Genomic DNA, 20,262 nt, shown 5'->3' with positions numbered 1-20,262 from the left:
GCCTCCGGCGGGAGTATTTTTGCCAAGATGAAGGGGGGCGTCAGGCTTATTGCTTGAGGCGGAAGCGCTGGATCTTGCCGGATTCGGTCTTGGGCAGGGCATCGGTAAAGACGACGGAGCGGGGGTATTTATAGGGGGCGATGGTCGCCTTCACATGTTCCTGCAGGGCCTTCACGAGTTTTTCGCCGGGTTCATGGCCGGGGGCTGTGACCACATGCGCCTCTACGATGGTGCCGCGCTCCTCGTCGGGTTTACCGATGACCGCGCATTCGGCGACGGCGGGGTGGGAGAGCAGGGCGGCCTCCACCTCGGGCCCGGCGATATTGTAGCCGGAGGAGACGATCATGTCGTCGTTGCGGGCGGCGAAGTGGAGGTAGCCGTCTTCGTCCATCATGAAGGCGTCGCCGGTGATGTTCCAGCCGTCGAGCACATATTTGGTCTGACGGTCGTCGGCCATGTAGCGGCAGCCGATGGGGCCGCGCACGGCGAGGCGGCCGGTGGTGCCGCGCGGGACCTCGTTGCCATCGTCGTCGATCACCTTGGCCTCGTAGCCCGTGACGGGTTTGCCGGTGCAGGCCGGGCGGTGGTCGTCGAATCGGTTGGTGACAAAGATATGCAGCATTTCCGTCGCGCCGATGCCGTCGAGCATGGGTTTGCCGGTTTTGGCGATCCATTCCTCGTAGACGGGGGCGGGCAGGGTTTCGCCGGCGGAGACGGCGGCGCGCAGGGTGGAGAGATCGGCGCCCTCGTCCATGGCGCGCAGCATGGCGCGGTAGGCGGTGGGGGCGGTAAAGCTGACGGTGGCCTTATATTTCTGGATGATCTCGATCATGTTCGGGGGGGAGGCGTTTTCCAGCAGGGTGGCGGCGGCGCCGAAGCGGAGCGGGAAGACAGCGAGGCCGCCGAGGCCGAAGGTGAAGGCGAGCGGCGGGGAGCCGACGAAGACATCCTCCGGCTGGACGTTCAGGACCTCTTTCGCGTAGCCGTCGGCGATGATCAGGATGTCGCGGTGGAAATGCATCGTGGCCTTGGGCGAGCCGGTGGTGCCGGAGGTGAAGCCCAGCAGGGCCACGTCATCGCGGCCGGTTTTCACCGCCTCGAACATCACCGATTTCTCCAGAGCGAGGCGGTCGAGTTCGGCGTCGTGGTTGGAGGTGCCGTCAAAGCCCACCACCTTTTCGAGATATTCGGAGGTTTTGGCGCAGGTCGCCATCTCGTCCATCAGGCGGGTGTCGCAGAAGGCGAACTGGATTTTCGCCTTGTCGACGATGGCGGTCAGCTCGCCGGCCCGCAGCAGCGGCATGGTGTTGACCACAACCGCGCCGGCCTTGGTGGCGGCCAGCCAGACGGCGACCATGGCGGGGTTATTGGCGGAGCGGATCAGGACGCGGTTGCCGGGTTTGACGCCCAGATCCTCCACCATCGCGTGGGCGAGGCGGTTGGTCCAATCCGACAGTTCCTTGTAGGTGCGGCGGCGGCCATTGCCGATGAGGGCGGTGTGATCGCCGAAGCCCTTGGCGACCATGGCATCGGTGAGTTCGACCCCGACATTGAGGTATTCGGGATAGTCGAACCCATCCAGCAGCAGGTCGGGCCAGAGGTCCGCCGGGGGCAGGTTGTCCCGGGTGTAGGTGTCGGTATGGGCCGTGGGGCCGAGGGTGAGGGTCTTTTGTGCCGTCATTTTGTTTGTTCTCCCCGATAGCGGAATTTAGGGCTGGTGACGCGGCGGCGGCCGTTCGATGCCCGCCTTTTGGGCGCGCGCCGCGGGTCGCCGGTTTTAGATTGCATCTGAAAGGGTGTCATGCCGGTCGCGGTCATCGGGATTTTTCCCGGTATTCCTTTGCGACGACGTCGAATTGTTCGGCAAAGGCCAGTGCTTCGGCCGGTGTGAAGTCCGCGAGCAGTTCGTCAATCCAGGTTTCGTGCGCCGGCGCCTGGGCGGCAAAAGCTGTCCGGCCATTGCCGGTCAGCCTGACACGCATCGACCGCCGGTCGCGCTGATCCTGAACGCGGATCACCAGACCTTCCTGAACAAGCCGGTCGACAATGCCGGTCACGTTCCCGTTGGAGACGCGCAGCATGTCGGACAGGGTGCTCATGTTCAGGCCATCCTCGTAGCGGGCAAGCGCAGCCATGACATCAAAACGGGGCAGGGTCGTCGCAAATTCTTTCCGCAGCCTTTCGCGAAGCTGGGATTCGACTCGGCGGGTGCTTTTCAGCATTCTGAGCCACATGCGCAGCCGTGCCTTGGATCCCGCGTCAATAAGATCACGGTCGGATCTGTCGTCGTAGGAGCTGGGATTCGCCACGGATATGTCCGATCATTTCGGGGCCAATGACGAAAGGCTAGGCAGCGCAAAAAATTATTTCAAGCAAAAAAGGTTTGAGCTTGAAATATATTGCGACCTCGGTAACCTTGGCTCAAATGGTCGGCGGAATTGGGCTTAGAAACCAGTCCGGACGGCAAAAACAAAAGGGTCAACAGGGAGACCGACATGTATCCGCATGTGGTGACCGACTGGGACGACGCCTATGAGAACGGGCGTAACATTCCGGGCGGATCCAACTATCCGGCCGCGTGGGTAGAGCCATCCACGGGTTTTCGTGAGGCCACACCCTCGCGGCTGGACATTGCTTATGGGGAGGGTGCGCGGCACCGCTATGACCTGTTCCTGCCGGAGGGCACGCCAAAGGGGCTGTTTGTCTTTATCCATGGCGGCTACTGGGTCGCTTTGGACAAGTCGTTCTGGTCGCATCTGGCGGCGGGACCGGTGGCGCGGGGCTGGGCGGTGGCGATGCCGTCCTATGACCTCTGCCCCGATGTTTCCATCGCGCGGATCACGGAGCTGGTGGGCGCGGCGGTGACTCATGCCGCCGGAGAGATTGCCGGGCCGATCGTGCTGAGCGGGCATTCGGCGGGCGGTCATCTGGTCACCGCTTTGATGTGCGAGGATACGCCGCTGCCTGCGGATGTGGCAGGGCGGCTGGCACATGTGCTGTCGATTTCCGGCCTGCATGACCTGCGGCCGATGCTGAAGACCACGCGTAATGAGCTGCTGAAGCTGGACATGGCCAGTGCGGAGGCCGGGAGCCCGGCATTGAAGCGCCCGCTGCCGGGCGTGCAGCTGACGACATGGGTCGGTGGCGGGGAGCGGCAGGAGTTCCTGCGGCAGTCCGCGCTTTTGTCCAACATCTGGCACGGGCTGGGCTGCGTCACGCAGGACGTGGTCGACCCGGACCGGCACCATTTCAACGTGATCGACGGGCTGATGGACCCAGAAGGGCCCATGCTGCGCACCGTGCTGGAGGCCGTGGAAAAAGGCTGACCCAGAAAAAGACTTGCATATGCAAGGCGCTAGGCCGCTCAATACGCGGGCAGGGCGCCGGGCGGACAGGCCAAGTGCCCAATCAGACGGCTAAAGCCGCATACCTCAACCAGGGAGTTCAAAAATGAACCACAAGACCAAACTGCTTGCCTCCACCATGCTTGCGCTCGGGCTGACCGGCCCGGTTCTGGCGCAGGATGTTCCCGCCGGTGCCAGCGACGATGTGCTGAAGATCGGCCTCGTTTACACGCTGTCGGGCCCGCCCGCAGCCCTGGGCGTTCAGGCCCGTGACGGCTTCCTACTCGCGGCCGAGAAGATGGGCGAGATCGGCGGTATGAAGACCGAGATCGTCATCGTCGACGACGAGGGCAAGCCCGACCTTGCCGCCGAAAAAGCACGCGAACTGGTCCAGCGCGACGAGGTCGATTTCGTTGTCGGCCCGATCTTCTCCAACATCCTGATGGCGATCGTGCAGCCGGTGACCTCCACCGGGACGATCCTGATCTCCACCAATGCCGGCACGTCGACGCTGGCGGGCGAAAGCTGCAACCCGAACTTCTACACGACATCTTATCAGAACGACCAGATGCACGAGGTCATGGGCGCCTATGCGGAGAAGATGGGCTATCCCAATGTCTTCCTGATGACGCCGAACTATCAGGCGGGCAAGGATGCGCAGGCCGGGTTCAAGCATTCCTATACCGGCGGCACCGCGGGTGAGGTGTTTACCGAACTGGGGCAGCTCGATTTCTCGTCGGAGCTGGCGCAGATCGCGGCCTTCCAGCCGGATGCGGTCTTTACCTTCATGCCGGGCGGCATGGGGGTGAACCTCGTCAAGCAGTATAGCCAGGCCGGGCTGACCACCATTCCGTTCCTGTCGACCTTCACCGTCGATGAGACCACGCTGCCGGCGACGCAGGATGCGGGCGTGGGCCTGATGGCGGGATCCAACTGGGCGCCGGATCTGGACAATGCGGCGAACAAGGAATTCGTGGACGGCTATGTGGCCAAATACGGATCCCTGCCCGGCACCTATGCGATGCAGGCCTATGACGCGGCCCAGCTGATCAACAGCGCCGTTGCCAAGGTGGGCGGAGACCTGACCGACCGCGAGGCCCTGCATGCGGCGATTCACGAAGCGGACTTTGACAGCCCGCGCGGTGACTTCTCCTTTGGCCACAACAACTTCCCGATCCAGGACTTCTACCTGACCGAAGCGGTGAAACGCGATGACGGCATGTACGGCACCTCGATCCGCGAGAAGATCTTCGACGATTACGTCGATAACTACGCGTCCCAGTGCAAGATGTGATCTGAGACCAAAGCCCGGAGGATCACGGCCATGATGAACCTGTTTGTTCTGCAACTTTTGAACGGCGTGCAGCTTGGCGTGCTGCTGTTCCTGATCGCTGCGGGGCTGACACTCGTGTTCGGGATCATGGACGTGATCAACCTGGCGCATGGCGTCCTCTATATGGTGGGCGCCTATCTGATCGCCACTTTCGCGGCGGCGACCGGCAGCTTCTGGTGGGGCCTCCTGCTGACGCTGCCGGCCGCCGTTGTCGTGGGGCTGGTGGTCGAGTTTGTCGTGATGCGACGATTATATGCCCGGTCCCACCTCGATCAGGTGCTGGCGACCTTCGGGCTGGTGATGATCGCGAATGAGGCGGTCAAGATGATCTGGGGCACCTCGCCCCTGTCGGTCCCCATGCCGGAGATCCTGTCTGGATCGGTGCCGCTGATGGGGCCGCTGAAATACCCGGTCTACCGGATCGCGATCATTCTCGCAGGTCTTGCGGTGGGGGCCGGACTGTTCATCATGGTGAATTACACGCGGGTTGGCATGCTGCTGCGGGCGGGGGCGACAAACCGGGTGACGGTCTCGGCGCTTGGCGTGGATATCAACCGGCTGTTCGCCATCGTCTTTACGCTGGGCGCGGTGCTGGCATGTCTGGCCGGAGCGCTCGTCGCGCCGATCCTGTCGGTGGATACCGGCATGGGCGAGTCGGTGCTGATCCTGACATTCGTCGTCGTGGTGATCGGCGGGATCGGGTCGATCAAGGGGGCGTTTCTGGGCGCCCTGCTGGTTGCCGTTGTCGATACCCTGGGCGGGGTCTTTGGCCCGATCGTGCTGCGGTCGGTGCTGGATCCGGCGGCGGCGGGCCAGATGGGCCGCGTTCTGGCGCCGATGCTGATCTATATCCTGATGGCGCTGATCCTCTTTGCCAAGCCTGCCGGGCTTTTCGGGAGGGCGTCATGACCGATCTGACCGCAACCGCGATGGCAGAGCGTCGCCCGCTGGCCGGGCGGGTGAAAGCGGCGCTGGTGCTTTTTGTGCTTTTCGCGCTGCTGCCGCCGCTGGCCTCTGCCCTGAACGACCCGTTCTACGTGCTGATCGGCACGCGGATGCTGGCCTATGCGATTGCCGCGATGGCGCTGGACCTGATCCTGGGCTACGGCGCGATGGTCAGCTTTGGCCATGCCGCCTATCTGGGGTTTGGCACCTATGCGGTGGCAATCCTGTCGCGTTATGGCGTGAATGACCTGATCCTGCAGATCTTCTTTGCGATGGGGCTCTCGGCCGTTTTCGCGCTGGTGACCGGGGCGATTTCGCTCCGGACACGGGGCGTCTATTTCATCATGATCACGCTGGCCTTCGGGCAGATGGCGTTCTTCTTCTTCATTTCGCTGTCGGCCTATGGCGGCGATGACGGCGTCGGGCTGGCCGAGAGGTCGACCCTGCTGGGCATGGACCTGCTGCGGTCGGATTACGGGCTGTACTACGTGTCGCTGGCGCTGCTGGTCGGGCTCTTCTGGGTCTGTCACCGGATCGTCGGGTCGCGGTTCGGGCGGGTTCTGACCGGCATCCGCGAAAACCCGGTGCGGATGGAGGCGATCGGCTTTTCGCCCTTCCGCTACCAGCTGACGGCCTTTGTGATTTCCGGCTGCCTGACCTCCATCGCCGGGGTGGTGCTGGCCAATCAGGCGCAGTTCGTCTCCCCCGCCTTCATGTCCTGGCACAAGTCCGGCGAGCTGATCGTGATGGTCGTTCTGGGTGGCGTCGGTACGCTGGCCGGGCCCATTGCCGGGGCCGCCGCGGCGCTGCTGCTGGAGGAATGGCTGGGCGCGCTGTCGGAAAACTGGAAGCTCTTCTTCGGCATCTTCCTCGTTCTTATGGTCCTCTTCTCTCCGCGCGGCATCACCGGCGTGCTGGAGAAGCTGGGCCTTGCCCGGAGGCCGGAATGACGTCCCTGACCGTTCGCAACCTGACCAAGTCCTTCGGCGCGCTGAAGGTGACTGACGATGTTTCGCTCGAAGTCGCGGCGGGAGAGATCCATGCGATCATCGGGCCGAATGGCGCGGGCAAGACGACGCTGATCTCGCAATTGTCCGGCCAGCTTGGGTCGGACGGGGGCAGCGTGGCGATTGGTGACCGGGAGGTGACCCGGCTGACCATGGCGGAAAGGGTGAAGCTGGGGCTGGCGCGGTCCTTCCAGATCACCTCTGTCCTGCCGGGGTTCACGGCGCTGGAGAATGTCGCGCTGGCCGTGCAGGCGCGCGACGGGTCGAGTTTCCGCTTCTTCGGGGCCGCCGCCGGTGAGGCACAGCTGAACGAGGCCGCCATGGTGGCGCTGCGCGAGGCGGGGCTGGATCACCGGGCGGGCGCGATGGCGCGGTCGCTGAGCCATGGCGAACACCGGCGGCTGGAGCTGGCGATCGCACTGGCCACGCAGCCCAAGGTGCTGCTGCTGGACGAACCGCTGGCGGGGGTCGGCGGCGAGGATGCCGAGGGCTTCGTGCAGAACCTCAAGAAGCTGAAGGGCCGGTTCACCATGGTCCTGATCGAACATGACATGGAGGCGGTTTTTGCCCTGGCCGACCGCGTTTCGGTACTGGTCTACGGCCGTCTGATCGCAACCGGCACGCCGGAGGCGATCCGGTCGGACCCGGAGGTGCGCGCCGCCTACCTTGGCGAAGAGGAGGAGGCCTGATGCTGGATGTGAACGGGCTTGAGGCCGGCTATGGCGAGAGCCAGATCCTCTTCGGGATCGATTTCCGCGTGAAGGAGGGGGAGGTCGTCACCCTTCTGGGCCGGAATGGCATGGGCAAGACCACGACGATCAAGTCGATCTTCGGCATCGTCAAGCCGCGAGCGGGCAGCGTCAAGATCGGTGGCAAGAACCTGACCGGGGCAGAGCCGCATCGCGTGGCGCTGGCCGGTCTGGGCTATGTCCCCGAGGGGCGGCAGATTTTCCCGACGCTGAACGTGGAGGAAAACCTGCGGTCGACCGCGCGGCCCGGCAAGTGGACGCTGGAGCGGATCTATGACCTCTTCCCCCGGCTGAAGGAACGTCGCCGCAACATGGGCAACCAGCTGTCGGGCGGGGAACAGCAGATGCTGGCCATCGGCCGGGCGCTGATGACCAATCCGCAGCTTGTGGTGCTGGACGAGGCGACAGAGGGGCTCGCCCCCCTGATCCGTGCCGATATCTGGGCCTGCCTGAAACGTCTGAAGGACGAGGGCGAGGCCATTCTGGTGATCGACAAGAATGTCGATGCGCTGACCAAATTCGCCGACCGCCACGTGGTGATCGAGAAAGGCCGCGTCGTCTGGACCGGCACAACCGAACAGATCCTTGCGACCCCCGAGGTCAAGGATCGCTTCCTGCACGTTTAAGATACGGAGTTTCCCATGATACCCGGCGTCACCAAATCCAATTCCGGCATCGAGGAGATCAGCTGGAACATCCTTGGACAGACCTATGTGCCCAAGCTGAAGTCCGAAAATTCGATGGCCTGGCATGCGACCCTGCCCAAGGGCACCTTTGTTCCGCCGCATATCCATCCGACGCAGGATGAGTTCATTTACGTGCTGGAAGGCCGGTTCGATCTGCTGCTGAACGGGGTGGAAACCTATGCGGAGCCGGGCGATACGATCCGCCTGCCGATGGGAATTCCGCATGGCATCTTCAACAAGAGCGACACGACGATCAAATGCCTGTTCTGGGTCGCGCCGACTCGCAAGCTCTATGACCTGTTCTGGGCGCTGCACAATCTGGGGCCGACGCCGAACCCGGCGGATGTGGTCGCGATCTCGGCCAAGCACGAGGTCGATTTCCTGCCGCCCGAGGAGGAGTGATCCATGACTGTCCTGATTGCAGGCGCGGGAATCGGCGGGCTGACCACAGCGCTGATGCTGCATGCGCGGGGGATCCCGGTGCGAATCTACGAGGCTGCGCGCGAGGTGCGGGAGGTCGGCGTGGGCATCAACGTGCTGCCCCATGCGATCAAGGAGCTGTCGGAGCTTGGCCTGCTTGAGGCGCTGGATGCCGTGGGCGTGCGGACGCGGAAGCTTTCCTACCTCACCAAATCCGGGCAGGAGGTCTGGACGGAACTGCGGGGGATGCATGCGGGTCATGACGTGCCGCAGTTCTCCATCCACCGGGGACGGTTGCAGAAGGTGATCTATGACGCCGTGGTCGAAAGGCTGGGGCCGGATGCGATCCGGACCGGGCGGCGTCTGGCCGGGTTCATCCAGGATGAGGCCGGGGTGACTGCGCATTTCACCGACAGTGTCGAAGGCGGTCCGGCCATGTCCGACCGGGGCGAGGTGCTGATCTGCGCCGACGGCATCCATTCCGCCGGGCGGCGGCATTTCTATCCCGATGAGGGCGCGCCCTCCTGGCAGGGGGTTGTGATGTGGCGCGGCGCCACCAACTGGCCGGTCTGGGAGGACGGGGAGAGCATGGCGATCGGCGGGGGGCTGGGCGGCAAGTTCGTCCTCTATCCCATTGCGCCCGCTGTGAAGGGCAGGCAGCTGATGAACTGGGTCGTGAATGTGCGGATCAAGGATCCGGCGATCTCCACCCCGCCGCCGGACAACTGGTCGCGGCAGGCACCTTTGTCCGAGGTGCTGCCGCATGCGCTGCGCTTTCATGTGCCGGGGATGGATATCGGGGCGCTCGTCAAGGCGACTCCGGCGATCTACGAATATCCGATGGCAGATCGCGATCCGCTGCCGCGCTGGACCTTCGGGCGGGTGACGCTGCTGGGCGATGCGGCGCATCCGATGTATCCGGTGGGGTCCAACGGGGCCTCGCAGGCGATCCTCGATGCGCGCTGTCTGGCGGACTGGATGGCAAAGGCCGAACATCCGCGCGCGGCGCTCTGGCAGTATGAAAAGGACCGGCTGCCCAAAACGGCGGAGGTGGTGCGGACCAACCGCGTCGGCGGGCCGGAACGGGTCATCGATGAGGTGGAAAAACTCGCCCCCGCCGGGTTCAAGAAGATCGAGCAGGTGCTGAGCTTTGACGACCGCAAGGCCATTGTCGGCGGCTATGCCAATATGGCGGGCTTTTCCCGCGTGAAAACAGTGCGCCGCGCGTCGTGACTGCATCCGCATTGTCTGTTTGTGAGGCGTCGTGTGCGCAGCCTCTCGCGCGAGGTCTGCTTGCGGTTGCAGTGCCGATGGTGGATGACAAGACTATGGAAACCAAGGCGGCAGCGGTCCGGCAAGGCTGACTGCACCGGCCCGGAGGGAAATGCCATGCAATGTGTTTTTGTACAGGTTCAGTGCAAGCCGGGACAGGCGTACAAGGTGGCGGATGCCATTGCGCTGAAAGAGGTTCATTCGGAACTCTATTCGACCAGCGGCCAGTACGATCTGCTCATGAAAATCTATATCCCGAAGGACAAGGATATCGGCCATTACCTGAGCGATATGATCTTCGGAATTGAGGGGATCGAGCGGACGCTCACCACCATGACGTTTGCCGCCTTCTGAGCTGAGCCAGAAGCGCGGCCCCACCATCAGGAGGCGCGGCGCATGAGCGACGCATACGACCCCGAGGGCGACGGCGCCAAGATGTCCTTTGCCCGGGATATGAGCTATGGCGATTACCTTGCGCTGGACGCGATCCTGGGGGCGCAGAAGCCGCGGTCCGACACGCATGACGAGATGCTTTTCATCGTGCAGCACCAGACGTCGGAGCTCTGGATGCGGCTGGCGATCTATGAGCTGACGGCGGCGCGGGTGCGGATCGGCGCGGGCGATCTGGAGCCTGCGTTCAAAATGCTGACGCGGGTGGCGCGGATTTTCGAACAGCTCAACAGCGCCTGGGACGTGCTGCGGACCATGACGCCCAGCGAATATGGCGCCTTTCGCGACACGCTGGGGCAATCCTCGGGGTTCCAGTCGCATCAGTACCGGCAGATCGAATACCTTCTGGGCAATCGTAACACCGCGATGATGCGCCCGCATGCGCACCGGCCGGAGTTGCATGCCGTGCTGGCGGCGGAGCTGGAGCAGAAGTCGCTTTACCACGTATCGCTGGACCGGCTGGCTGATGGGCTGGGCGTGACATTCGACCCGTCGGTCTACCGGCTGGATGCGCCGCATCAGGCGGATGCGGCGGTGACGGTGGCATGGACGGCGATCTATCGCGATCCGGCCCGCTACTGGTCGCTCTATGAGCTGGCGGAGAAGCTGGTGGACCTTGAGGACTACTTCCGGCGCTGGCGGTTCAACCATGTGACCACCGTCGAACGGATCATCGGCTTCAAGCGTGGCACCGGCGGGACGTCTGGCGTCACCTACCTGCGGCGGATGTTGGAGGTGGAGCTTTTCCCCGAACTCTGGAACCTGAGAGGCACGCTATGACCCTGCCCGTGAAAGAGCGTTTCGTCCTGCCCGAGGGGATGATCTACCTCGACGGCAATTCGCTGGGGCCGCTGCCCAGGGCCGTCGTGCCGCATCTGGCGGAGGTTGTCGGCGAACAATGGGGCCAGCATCTGATCAAGGGCTGGAATGTGGACGACTGGATGGGTCAGCCTCTGCGCGTCGGCAATCTGGTGGCCCGGCTGATCGGCGCGGCGGAGGGGACGGTGGTGATGGGCGATACGCTGTCGCTCAAGGTCTATCAGGCGCTGTCGGCGGCGCTGGAGATGCGGCCGGAGCGGAAGGTGATCCTGTCGGACAATGGGAACTTCCCCTCGGACCTTTATATTGCGCAGGGGCTGATCCGGCATCTGGGGCAGGGGCACGAGCTGCGGGTGGTGGAGCCGGAGGCGGTTGAGGCGGCGATCACCGAGGAGGTCGCGGCGGTGATGATCACGCAGGTCGATTACCGGACCGGCCGGATGCATGACATGGCGGCGATCACGCGGCAGGCACAGGCGGCGGGCGCGGTGATGATCTGGGATCTGGCGCATTCGGCAGGGGCGGTGCCGGTGGACCTGGCCGGGTCGGGCTGCGAATTTGCTGTGGGCTGTACGTATAAATATCTGAATGGCGGGCCGGGCGCGCCGGCCTTCATCTACACCCGGCCGGACCTGATCGGGACAATCGAACCGGCGCTGTCAGGTTGGATGGGCCATGATGCGCCCTTCGCCTTTGAGCTGGGCTACCGGCCTGCGACGGATATCGAACGGATGCGCGTGGGCACGCCGCCGGTGTTGCAGATGTCGGCGCTGGAAGTGGCGATGTCCGTCTGGGACGGGATTACCATGGAGGAGGTGCGGGAGGCGTCCGTCGCGCTCTGCGAGCTTTTCATCGCGGAGGTGGAGGCGAGATGCCCGGCGTTGAAACTCGTCTCCCCCCGCGATGCCGCTGTCAGGGGCAGTCAGGTGTCCTTTGCCTATGAGCATGGCTATGCGGCGATGCAGGCGCTGATCGCGCGCGGGGTGATCGGGGATTTCCGGGCGCCCGACGTTATGCGCTTTGGCTTCACGCCACTTTACATCGATGGCGATGACGTGCGGCGGGCCGTGGCAATTCTGGCAGAGGTGATTGACCAGCGGCTCTGGGACCGGCCGGAATATCTGGCGCGCAGCCGCGTGACCTGAGCGGTCAGAGCGCGCGCGCCTCGTCGACCAGCATGATCGGGATGCCGTTGCGGATCGGGAAGGCGAGGCCGGCGGCCTTGCTGATCAGCTCCTGCTTTTCCGCGTCGTAGGAGAGCGTGGTCTGGGTCTGGGGGCAGATCAGCGCCTCCAGCATGCGGCGGTCAAAAAGCGGTGTGTCGGTCATTGCAGCAATCCATGGTCGTCGCCCCCGCGTAGAGCATATTCGATGAGCGTGACAAGGGTTTCGCGCCGGGTGGAGAGGGAGGGCGCCTCCAGCAGGGCCTGTTTCTCCTCCGGATCGAAGGAGAGGAGCATGGAGAGCGAGTTGATCAGCATCTCGTCATCCGCCTCTTTCAGCGTCTCCCAGTCGGTATCGAGCGATTTGGCCTGAAAGTAGCGGGAAAGCAGGTCGAGGAAGCTTTCGCGTTTGAACCCGGTGTCCTTTTCGGAGCGGGCGAGGTCACGGTCGAAGCCTTCCCAGCTGGGTTTGACGCGGCGATAGGGGCAGAAACCGCCGACCTCCTCCGTCACGCGGAAGCGGGAGATGCCGGCGAGGGTGATCATGTAGCGCCCGTCCTCCGTCTCCGAGAACTGGGTGACGCGGCCTGCGCAGCCGATGCTGTGCAGAGGTGGCGGCGCGTCTTCCTGCGCGGCCCGCGGATTGGGGTCGGGCTGGACCATGCCAATCAGCCGGTGCGGCGTTTTCAGAACATCGTCAAGCATCGCGAGGTAGCGCGGCTCAAACAGATGAAGGGGCAGTCTGGCGCGGGGCAGCAGCAGCGCGCCGGGCAGCGGAAAGACGGGGATGACACCCGGAAGATCGGCGGCTCGCATCATGCGCATGACTTAGCGCGCCGCCGGGGTCAGGCAAATATCATCGACGAGAGTTTTCTGCGGCCCGTGAGCGCGATTGGATCCTTGGCATCCAGCGCTTCGAAAATGGTGATGAGCTGGGCCTTGGCGGCCCCGTCATTCCATTCCCGATCCCGCCGGAAAAGCTCCAGCAGCTGGTCCACCGCGCCCTGCACGTCGCGATGCGCATGCAGCGCCTGAGCGAGGTCGAAGCGGGACTGGTGATCGTCGGGATTGGCGGTGACCTTGGCGGTCAGCTCCTCCACCGGGCCGGCATTGGCGGCCTGACGGGCCAGTGCGATCTGTGCATGGCAGGCTTCCAGTTCCGGCGATGTGCTGATCTCGGCGGGGGCGCCGTTCAGCGTGGCCTCCGCCTGGTCGAGCTGGTCCATGGCGATGTAGCTGCGCACGAGGCCGGCATAGGCGCCGGCATGGGCCGGATCCTCCTGCAGGATGGCGGCGAAGGTTTCGGCGGCGTCAGCAGCGGCGCCTTCGGTCAGCATTTCCTCGGCCGCGGCGACGGCGTCATCCAGCCCACCCGACGCATCGCCGCCCGCAGCATCGATGGCACGCTTGATAAAGGCGTCGATTTCAGAGCCGGGGACCGCGCCCTGGAACATGTCGATGGGCTGACCTTTCACAAAGGCGACGACAGTCGGGATCGACTGCAGGGGCAGGCCCTGCTGGGCCAGCGCCTGGGCCAGCCGCTGGTTCTGGTCGACGTCGATCTTGGCCATCTTCACGGCGCCCTTGGCCTTGACCACGGCGGCCTCCAGCATCGGGCCCAGCGTCTTGCACGGGCCGCACCAGGTGGCCCAGAAATCGACGATAACCGGCACTTCCATGGAGGCTTCGATAACATCCTGCATGAAGTTCTGTTCGGTTACGTCCTTGATCAGATCTCCGGTCGCGGCGGCGGCGGCTTCGGTCTGTGTTCCACCCAGTTCGATCATGGTCATCCCTCGGTTCGGGCGCGGCGGCCCTTGCGGTCTATCTGCGGCATGGTGCCGGTTCCGCCTCTATATGGACTTCTTCGGCCCGTAATCCAAGGTTCAGACGACGTCGTTTCGCCAAAGGGGGCTGCCCGGCGGGATGCCGGTTGCACGGCGGATTGCATCGCATAGTGTGAGCGCAAGGCAAAGAGGAGGGCAGCCCATGCAACAGATCAGAGTTTCAAGACGTATATTCACCGCCTCGCTTGGCGCGCTGACGCTGGCGGGATGCGGCGGGTCGGGTGCCATGCAGGTGGCGGCGCCTGCGGGCGGGCTGCCGGCGGACCTGCGTCCGGTGCCCAATGCTGGATATGACGCCTGGGTGGCATCGTTTCAGGGCCGGGCGGCGGCGCAGGGGATTTCGCGGGGCACGCTCGCCTCGGCCTTTCGCGGGGCGGGGTTCCTGCCCGGTGTCGTGACCCGCGACCGCAACCAGCCGGAAAGTTCGCGCACGCTGGAGGATTACCTGTCGATTGCCGCCTCGGACGAGCGGGTGTCCAAGGGGCGGGCGGCCTTTGCCCGGCAGCAGGGGCTGCTGCGGGCGTTGGAGGCACGCTATGGCGTGGATGCGGAGATCATCGCGGCGGTCTGGGGGTTGGAGAGCTATTTTGGCGAACGGCGCGGCGATGTGCCGGTGATTTCGGCCACCTCGACGCTGGCCTTTGACGGGCGACGCGGGGCGTTTTTCGAGAGCCAGTTGATCGCGGCTTTGAAGATTCTCCAGAACGGGGACATCACACCGGGCCGCATGACCGGCAGCTGGGCAGGCGCAATGGGGCATACTCAGTTCATCCCGACCTCCTACCTGCTGTTTGCCGTGGATTACACAGGCGACGGGCGTCGCGATATCTGGTCGGAGGACCCGTCGGATGCGCTGGCCTCTACCGCCGCCTACCTGTCGAAAAGCGGCTGGCAGCGCGGGGTCCGCTGGGGCGGAGAGGTCGGTCAGGGTGCGCCCGCCGGGACGGTGATCCAGCCGCAGGCGGGGGGGCCGCAGTTTTCCGTGACCGGCAATTTCCGGGCGATCAAGCGGTACAACAATTCCGATCTCTACGCGATTGGTGTCGGGCATCTGGCGGACCGTATCGCCGGGGGCGGGCCGATCCGCGGCTCTTTCCCGCCGGACAAGAACGGGTTGACCAAAGACGACCGGGTTGCCCTGCAGCGGCGGCTGACGGCGCGCGGGTTTGACACCGGCGGGGCGGATGGGGTCATCGGCGCGAAGTCGGAGGCGGCGATCCGCGCCTATCAGGCCAGCATCGGGCAGCCTGTGACCGGCGTGCCGTCGCAGGCGCTGCTTCGGTCGCTGGGATAGAGCGAAACTCCGGCGCGTGGTGGTGCGTATCTTGAGGAGAGCGACCCAAATGGTCGCGAAGGAGGATCTCATGAACCGCCGTCATCTCATGCTTGGAGGTACCGCGCTGATGTTCACCGGATGGATGCGACGGGCGGGCGCTGCCGGGGGGGCGTTCCCCGTCACCCGGACAGAGGCCGAGTGGAAAGCCATGCTTAGCCGCGACGAATATAGGGTGCTGCGCAAACAGGGCACAGAAGCCGCAGGCTCCAGCCCGCTCGACAGGGAGAAGCGCAGCGGGACCTTTGCCTGCAAGGGCTGCGGGCAACCGGTCTATTCCTCGGCCACGAAGTTCGACAGCGGTACCGGCTGGCCCAGCTTCTATGCCGCGATCGCAGGCGCGGTGGGGACGCAACCCGACCGCAGCCTGTTCATGGTGCGGACCGAAGTGCATTGCAGCCGCTGCGGTAGCCATCTGGGACATGTGTTCGACGACGGACCGAAACCCACCGGCAAACGTCACTGCATCAACGGGATCGCGCTGACCTTCACGCCGGGAACGGTCTGATCCGGCCCTGAATGACTGCCGGTTGCCCGTCGACTCGGCGGCTGGGATCTTTACGCTTGCCGCAATTGCGCCTAGGTAGGCGGGGATTTCAGATGCACGAGGCCAGCCGTGGCAAACCACTTGTACCGTAACGATCTGCCCGACGGGCTCGACCTGGGCCCGGTTGTGGCCATCGATTGTGAAACCATGGGGCTGAACCCGCATCGCGACCGGCTCTGCGTGATCCAGATGTCGGGCGGCGACGGCGATGCGCATATCGTGCAGGTCGAGAAGGGGCAGACGGAGGCGCCGAACCTCTGTGCCATGCTGACCGACCCTGACGTGCTGAAGCTTTTCCATTTCGGGCGGTTCGATATCGCCGCAATGTACAATGCCTTTGGTGCGCTGGCCGCGCCGGTCTACTGCACCAAGATCGCGAGCAAGCTGGTGCGGACCTATACCGACCGGCACGGGCTGAAGAACCTGACGCAGGAGCTGATCGGTGTGGACCTGTCCAAGGTCCAGCAGAGCTCTGACTGGGGTGCGGATGAGCTGACCGAGGCGCAGCTGGATTATGCCGCGTCGGATGTCCTTTACCTGCACCGTCTGCGGGAGGTTCTGGATATGCGGCTGGCGCGCGAGGGCCGCACCGATATCGCGCAGGCCTGTTTCGATTTCCTGCCGATGCGGGCGCGGCTGGATCTGGCCGGCTGGCCCGAAACCGACATTTTCGCGCATACATGAGCAGCACGCTGGATACCGCCCGCCGGGTGATCGGGATTGAGGCGCGGGCGCTGGATGCGCTGGCGGCCTCCGTCGACGGGGCGTTTGAGAAGGCGGTGGAGGTGATGCTGTCGGCCAAGGGCCGGATCATCGTCTGCGGCATGGGCAAATCCGGTCATATCGCGCGCAAGATCGCGGCGACGCTGGCCTCTACCGGGACGCCCGCGCAGTTCGTGCATCCGGCAGAGGCGAGCCATGGCGACCTGGGCATGATGACCAAGGATGACGTGGTGCTGATCCTGTCCAACAGCGGCGAGACGCCGGAGCTGGCCGATGTGATCGGCTACACCCGGCGCTGGCATATCCCGATGATCGGTGTCGCGTCGCGGCCCGGGTCGACGCTGATCCAACAGGCCGATATCGGGCTGATCCTGCCTGCCGCCGACGAAGCCTGTGGCACGGGTGTCGTGCCCACGACATCGACGACTATGACCCTTGCTCTGGGCGATGCGCTGGCCGTGGCGCTGATGGAGCACCGGCAGTTCACGGCGGAACATTTCCGCGAATTCCATCCCGGCGGCAAGCTGGGCGCGGTGCTGAGCCGGGTGCGCGACCTGATGCATGTGGGTGAGGCGCTGCCGCTGGTGACGGCGGAGACGCCGATGTCGGAGGTGCTGCTGGAGATCAGCCGCAAGGGGTTCGGCGTGGTCGGGGTGACGGATGATGCGGGCCGTCTGGCCGGGATCATCACCGACGGTGACCTTCGGCGCCACATGCAGGGGCTGCTGGATCACGTCGCCGGAGAGGTGATGACCGCCAGCCCGCGCACCATCGGTCCGGAGGCGCTGGCCGAAGAGGCCGTGGGCGTGATGAACGACCGCAAGATCACCTGTCTGTTCGTGATCCCGCCGGAGGGCGACGGAAAGGCGCAGGGGCTGCTGCATATCCACGACTGCCTGCGGGTCGGGCTGGGCTGACATGGCCTTTGCGAATGACGGGTATTCCCGTCTGATCCAGTGGCTGAAAATCCTCCTGCCGATCGCGGCGCTGGCGCTTTTGTCCACGGTCTTCCTGCTGTCGCGAACCAATGATGCGACGGAAACGCTGCCCTATGCCGATATAGAAACCGGACCGAACGGGCTGGTCGAACGTATCCTTGAGCCGTCTTTCGCCGGGTCGACCGAGGATGGCGATCTGATCTCGTTCCGGGCCGATGTGGCGCGTCCGACCGGAGAGGGGATCGGGAACCTGGAAGCAGAGAACGTTGTGGCGGACATAGAATTGCGCGCGGGAAACTCCATCAGTTTCACGGCCGATCTGGCGATGGTGGACCAGCCGTCGGCCGAGGCCCGGCTGAGGGGGGATGTCCGGATCACTAGCTCCGTCGGCTACCAGGTCGAAACCGAAGAATTGAGGACCGGCCTGGATTCCATACGCGCCAGTACAGAGGGTGAAATTCGCGGGACCGGTCCTGTCGGGACGTTCCGGGCCGGTCAGATGTTATTGACGGCCGGCGATGACGGGGGCGACGTGCAAATGGTGTTCACGAATGGCGTTAAGCTGGTATATACGCCGCAATCCGACTGAGGACGTTTCAATGTCTGCTTTTCGTGCCGCGTTTTTTGCGCTTTTTCTTGGGGTTGCGGGGCCGCTTCTGGCCCAAGGGCAGGCTTTTGGCGCCGGCTCGATCGATCCGGATGACCCTGTTGAGGTCGAAAGCGACAGTCTGAACGTCAACCAGTCCGACGGGACGGCGGAATTCATCGGCAATGTTGTAATCATCCAGGGTGAGATGCGGCTGGCCGCGCCCCGGGTGCTGGTGGTCTATGACGACGCCGGGGAACGGATCACCTCGATGGAGGCGACCGGTGGCGTGACGCTTGTCTCCGGTCCCGACGCGGCAGAGGCGCAGACCGCGAGCTACAGTATCGACAGCGGCAAGGTGGTCATGACCGGCGATGTGCTGGTGACACAGGGGCAGTCGACGCTTGCCTCGCAGACCCTCACGGTTGATCTGGGGGCGGGGACGGCCCAGATGGATGGGCGTGTGCGCACAATCCTGAATCCGAAAGACTGATCCTTGGCAAAACCTGAGCTCACAGTGCATGACGGTACAGCCGAGGCGACCAACGGTCTGCGGATCACCAATTTGCGCAAGTCCTACAAAAAGCGCGTGGTCATCCGTGACGTCACGATGAGCGTCAGCCAGGGCGAGGTTGCCGCGCTGCTTGGTCCCAACGGGTCGGGCAAGACGACGACATTCTACGCCATTGCCGGGCTTGTTGTGCCGGAAGGCGGCACGGTGACGATCGACGGGCGGGATGTGACCGCGCTTCCCATGTACCGCCGCGCCAGGATGGGCATCGGGTATCTGCCGCAGGAAATGTCGATCTTTCGGGGGATGTCGGTCGAGGACAATATCGCGGCCATTCTGGACATCACCCATGCAGAGCGTCGCAAACGGCAGGAACGGCTGGAGGAGCTGTTGTCGGAGTTTTCGATCGAACACCTCCGTCGGGCGCCGGCGCTGGCGCTGTCGGGCGGGGAGCGGCGGCGGGTGGAGATTGCGCGCTGTCTGGCGGCCGATCCGAAATACCTTCTTCTGGACGAACCCTTTGCCGGGGTCGATCCGATCTCTGTCGCCGATATCCGGCATCTTGTTGCCGATCTGAAGAAGCGGGGAATCGGGGTGCTGATCACCGATCACAATGTCCGCGAAACGCTGGAGATCGTGGACCGGGCCTATATCCTGCATGACGGCAAGGTGCTGATGTCCGGCACCCCTTCGGAGGTTGTGGAAAACGAGAATGTGCGCCGCGTTTACCTCGGCGACTCTTTTCGCATTTCCTGACGGGCTCGCGGAATCTCGCAAGTCCTTGAGAACCAAACCAACCGGTTTCCATTGACAGGTCGGCCTGCTCTCCCTTCATATGAGAGTATGACAGGTCTGCAATATCTTATGATCCGCACGGCCAGCATCTTGCGAAAGTTGCGCGAGATCAAGGGGATGCGCCTGTCTTTCCACTACATCTGCGACTGATTGTGCCGGGCGATCCACGCCCGGATCAGGTCCGATGTGCCAAGAAAGGAAAAACAAAATGCGGTATCAGATCAGCGGCAAGCAAATCGACGTAGGCGACGCCTTGCAGGCCCATGTGCGCACGGAACTCGGCTCCGTCATGGAGAAGTATTCGCAGCGGCCCACGGATGCGACCGTCATTTTTTCCAAGTCGGCGCATGAGTTCGTCTGTGAGGCCGTGGTGCACCTCAGCTCCGGGCTCAATGCGGCAGCCAAGGCGCATGCCACTGAAATTTATGGTGCTTTTGATGCCGCCTGCGAGAAGATGGACAAGCAGCTGCGCCGTTACAAGCGGCGGCTGAAAGACCATCACAGCAAGCGCGCGGAACCAGTTGAAATATTGGGAGCGTCCTCGTATATCCTCGCCGCTGAGCAGGAAGACGACGAGCAGGAAACCGACACGCTGCAGCCGATCATCGTTGCCGAGATGGAGACGCAAATCCCGTCCCTGTCCGTTGGCGAAGCCGTGATGCAGATGGAACTGGCCGGTGCCCCGATTCTCGTCTTCCGGAATGAGGGTAAGGACGGGTTGAACGTGGTGTACCGGCGCGAAGACGGGAACATCGGCTGGATCGATCCGCGGAACTGAATGCGAAGGGCCACCG

24 protein-coding genes are annotated in these 20,262 nt (G+C 63.9%); 19 read left to right on the top strand and 5 right to left on the bottom strand.

Going from position 1 to position 20,262, the window contains the following annotated elements; genetic code table 11:
* Positions 1-46: 46 nt before the first annotated feature.
* Together ACRARG_RS11005 and ACRARG_RS11000 are read right to left on the bottom strand one after the other, a co-directional pair.
* Entirely contained in the window at positions 47-1,681 is a 1,635-nt protein-coding gene (locus tag ACRARG_RS11005) for an AMP-binding protein (protein ID WP_432690052.1), read from the bottom strand.
* Between the two features lie 133 nt (positions 1,682-1,814).
* The gene (locus tag ACRARG_RS11000) at positions 1,815-2,234 is read right to left on the bottom strand and encodes a MarR family winged helix-turn-helix transcriptional regulator (RefSeq protein WP_432691361.1); all 420 of its coding nucleotides are present in this window, start codon (positions 2,232-2,234) and stop codon (positions 1,815-1,817) included.
* A 261-nt stretch (positions 2,235-2,495) separates the two neighbouring features.
* Between ACRARG_RS11000 and ACRARG_RS10995 the strand changes: the two genes are divergently transcribed.
* From ACRARG_RS10995 to kynU, 11 genes are all read left to right on the top strand, one after another.
* Positions 2,496-3,326 carry a hormone-sensitive lipase gene (locus ACRARG_RS10995; protein WP_432690051.1) on the top strand — a complete coding sequence of 277 codons (831 nt, stop codon included), beginning with the start codon at positions 2,496-2,498 and terminating at the stop codon, positions 3,324-3,326.
* 124 nt (positions 3,327-3,450) lie between these two features.
* Positions 3,451-4,638 carry an ABC transporter substrate-binding protein gene (locus ACRARG_RS10990; RefSeq protein WP_432690050.1) on the top strand — a complete coding sequence of 396 codons (1,188 nt, stop codon included), beginning with the start codon at positions 3,451-3,453 and terminating at the stop codon, positions 4,636-4,638.
* Positions 4,639-4,668: 30 nt separating this feature from the next.
* A complete protein-coding gene (locus ACRARG_RS10985; protein ID WP_432690049.1) occupies positions 4,669-5,586 on the top strand; it encodes a branched-chain amino acid ABC transporter permease in 918 nt (305 codons plus the stop codon).
* Positions 5,583-6,572: a branched-chain amino acid ABC transporter permease gene (locus ACRARG_RS10980; RefSeq protein WP_432690048.1), complete on the top strand. Its 990-nt coding sequence runs from the start codon at positions 5,583-5,585 to the stop codon at positions 6,570-6,572. The genes ACRARG_RS10985 and ACRARG_RS10980 overlap by 4 nt, the downstream gene beginning before the upstream one ends.
* Positions 6,569-7,318, top strand: coding sequence for an ABC transporter ATP-binding protein (locus ACRARG_RS10975; RefSeq protein WP_432690047.1), 750 nt, complete (start codon positions 6,569-6,571; stop codon positions 7,316-7,318). The genes ACRARG_RS10980 and ACRARG_RS10975 overlap by 4 nt, the downstream gene beginning before the upstream one ends.
* Positions 7,318-8,004, top strand: coding sequence for an ABC transporter ATP-binding protein (locus ACRARG_RS10970; RefSeq protein ID WP_432690046.1), 687 nt, complete (start codon positions 7,318-7,320; stop codon positions 8,002-8,004). Before ACRARG_RS10975 ends, ACRARG_RS10970 begins: the two co-directional genes overlap by 1 nt.
* Positions 8,005-8,019: 15 nt before the next feature.
* The gene (locus tag ACRARG_RS10965; RefSeq protein ID WP_432690045.1) at positions 8,020-8,466 is read left to right on the top strand and encodes a cupin domain-containing protein; all 447 of its coding nucleotides are present in this window, start codon (positions 8,020-8,022) and stop codon (positions 8,464-8,466) included.
* Positions 8,467-8,469: 3 nt separating this feature from the next.
* Positions 8,470-9,717: a flavin-dependent oxidoreductase gene (locus ACRARG_RS10960; RefSeq protein ID WP_432690044.1), complete on the top strand. Its 1,248-nt coding sequence runs from the start codon at positions 8,470-8,472 to the stop codon at positions 9,715-9,717.
* A gap of 156 nt (positions 9,718-9,873) precedes the next feature.
* A complete protein-coding gene (locus ACRARG_RS10955; protein WP_432690043.1) occupies positions 9,874-10,110 on the top strand; it encodes an Lrp/AsnC ligand binding domain-containing protein in 237 nt (78 codons plus the stop codon).
* A gap of 42 nt (positions 10,111-10,152) precedes the next feature.
* The gene (locus ACRARG_RS10950) at positions 10,153-10,986 is read left to right on the top strand and encodes a tryptophan 2,3-dioxygenase (RefSeq protein ID WP_432690042.1); all 834 of its coding nucleotides are present in this window, start codon (positions 10,153-10,155) and stop codon (positions 10,984-10,986) included.
* Positions 10,983-12,170, top strand: coding sequence for a kynureninase (gene kynU / locus ACRARG_RS10945; protein ID WP_432690041.1), 1,188 nt, complete (start codon positions 10,983-10,985; stop codon positions 12,168-12,170). Before ACRARG_RS10950 ends, kynU begins: the two co-directional genes overlap by 4 nt.
* 4 nt (positions 12,171-12,174) lie before the next feature.
* On the opposite strand, the gene ACRARG_RS10940 is transcribed toward kynU, so the two are convergent.
* The 3 genes from ACRARG_RS10940 to ACRARG_RS10930 are packed head-to-tail and all read right to left on the bottom strand — an operon-like array spanning position 12,175 to position 13,975.
* Positions 12,175-12,354 carry a Trm112 family protein gene (locus tag ACRARG_RS10940; protein WP_432690040.1) on the bottom strand — a complete coding sequence of 60 codons (180 nt, stop codon included), beginning with the start codon at positions 12,352-12,354 and terminating at the stop codon, positions 12,175-12,177.
* On the bottom strand, positions 12,351-13,007 hold the full coding sequence (locus ACRARG_RS10935; RefSeq protein ID WP_432690039.1) for an LON peptidase substrate-binding domain-containing protein: 657 nt from the start codon (positions 13,005-13,007) through the stop codon (positions 12,351-12,353). The genes ACRARG_RS10940 and ACRARG_RS10935 overlap by 4 nt, the downstream gene beginning before the upstream one ends.
* A gap of 26 nt (positions 13,008-13,033) precedes the next feature.
* Positions 13,034-13,975 carry a tetratricopeptide repeat protein gene (locus ACRARG_RS10930; protein WP_432691360.1) on the bottom strand — a complete coding sequence of 314 codons (942 nt, stop codon included), beginning with the start codon at positions 13,973-13,975 and terminating at the stop codon, positions 13,034-13,036.
* Between the two features lie 211 nt (positions 13,976-14,186).
* On the opposite strand from ACRARG_RS10930, the gene ACRARG_RS10925 reads away from it, so the two are divergent.
* The 8 genes from ACRARG_RS10925 to hpf all read left to right on the top strand — a co-directional run bounded on the left by ACRARG_RS10925 (position 14,187) and on the right by hpf (position 20,246).
* Positions 14,187-15,329, top strand: a complete 1,143-nt coding sequence (locus tag ACRARG_RS10925; protein WP_432691359.1) for a lytic murein transglycosylase — start codon at positions 14,187-14,189, stop codon at positions 15,327-15,329.
* Positions 15,330-15,399: 70 nt separating this feature from the next.
* On the top strand, positions 15,400-15,876 hold the full coding sequence (gene msrB / locus ACRARG_RS10920; protein WP_432690038.1) for a peptide-methionine (R)-S-oxide reductase MsrB: 477 nt from the start codon (positions 15,400-15,402) through the stop codon (positions 15,874-15,876).
* 108 nt (positions 15,877-15,984) lie between these two features.
* Positions 15,985-16,599: a ribonuclease D gene (locus tag ACRARG_RS10915; protein ID WP_432690037.1), complete on the top strand. Its 615-nt coding sequence runs from the start codon at positions 15,985-15,987 to the stop codon at positions 16,597-16,599.
* Positions 16,596-17,555 (top strand): KpsF/GutQ family sugar-phosphate isomerase, encoded by a 960-nt coding sequence (locus ACRARG_RS10910; protein WP_432690036.1) that lies wholly within the window; start codon positions 16,596-16,598, stop codon positions 17,553-17,555. The genes ACRARG_RS10915 and ACRARG_RS10910 overlap by 4 nt, the downstream gene beginning before the upstream one ends.
* Before the next feature lies 1 nt (position 17,556).
* Entirely contained in the window at positions 17,557-18,165 is a 609-nt protein-coding gene (locus ACRARG_RS10905; protein WP_432690035.1) for a hypothetical protein, read from the top strand.
* A 10-nt stretch (positions 18,166-18,175) separates the two neighbouring features.
* Complete coding sequence (gene lptA / locus ACRARG_RS10900) at positions 18,176-18,655, top strand: lipopolysaccharide transport periplasmic protein LptA (protein WP_432690034.1); 480 nt, start codon at positions 18,176-18,178, stop codon at positions 18,653-18,655.
* A 3-nt stretch (positions 18,656-18,658) separates the two neighbouring features.
* Positions 18,659-19,429, top strand: coding sequence for an LPS export ABC transporter ATP-binding protein (gene lptB, locus ACRARG_RS10895; RefSeq protein ID WP_432690033.1), 771 nt, complete (start codon positions 18,659-18,661; stop codon positions 19,427-19,429).
* A gap of 247 nt (positions 19,430-19,676) precedes the next feature.
* Positions 19,677-20,246 carry a ribosome hibernation-promoting factor, HPF/YfiA family gene (hpf, locus tag ACRARG_RS10890; RefSeq protein WP_432690032.1) on the top strand — a complete coding sequence of 190 codons (570 nt, stop codon included), beginning with the start codon at positions 19,677-19,679 and terminating at the stop codon, positions 20,244-20,246.
* Positions 20,247-20,262: the final 16 nt, after the last annotated feature.

The sequence above is a fragment of the Pseudooceanicola profundi genome, assembly GCF_050897955.1.
In the GTDB taxonomy this organism is placed as follows: Bacteria; Pseudomonadota; Alphaproteobacteria; order Rhodobacterales; family Rhodobacteraceae; genus Pseudooceanicola.
Note: the sequence above shows the minus strand (reverse complement) of the source record. Positions and strands in the feature narration are given on the sequence as shown.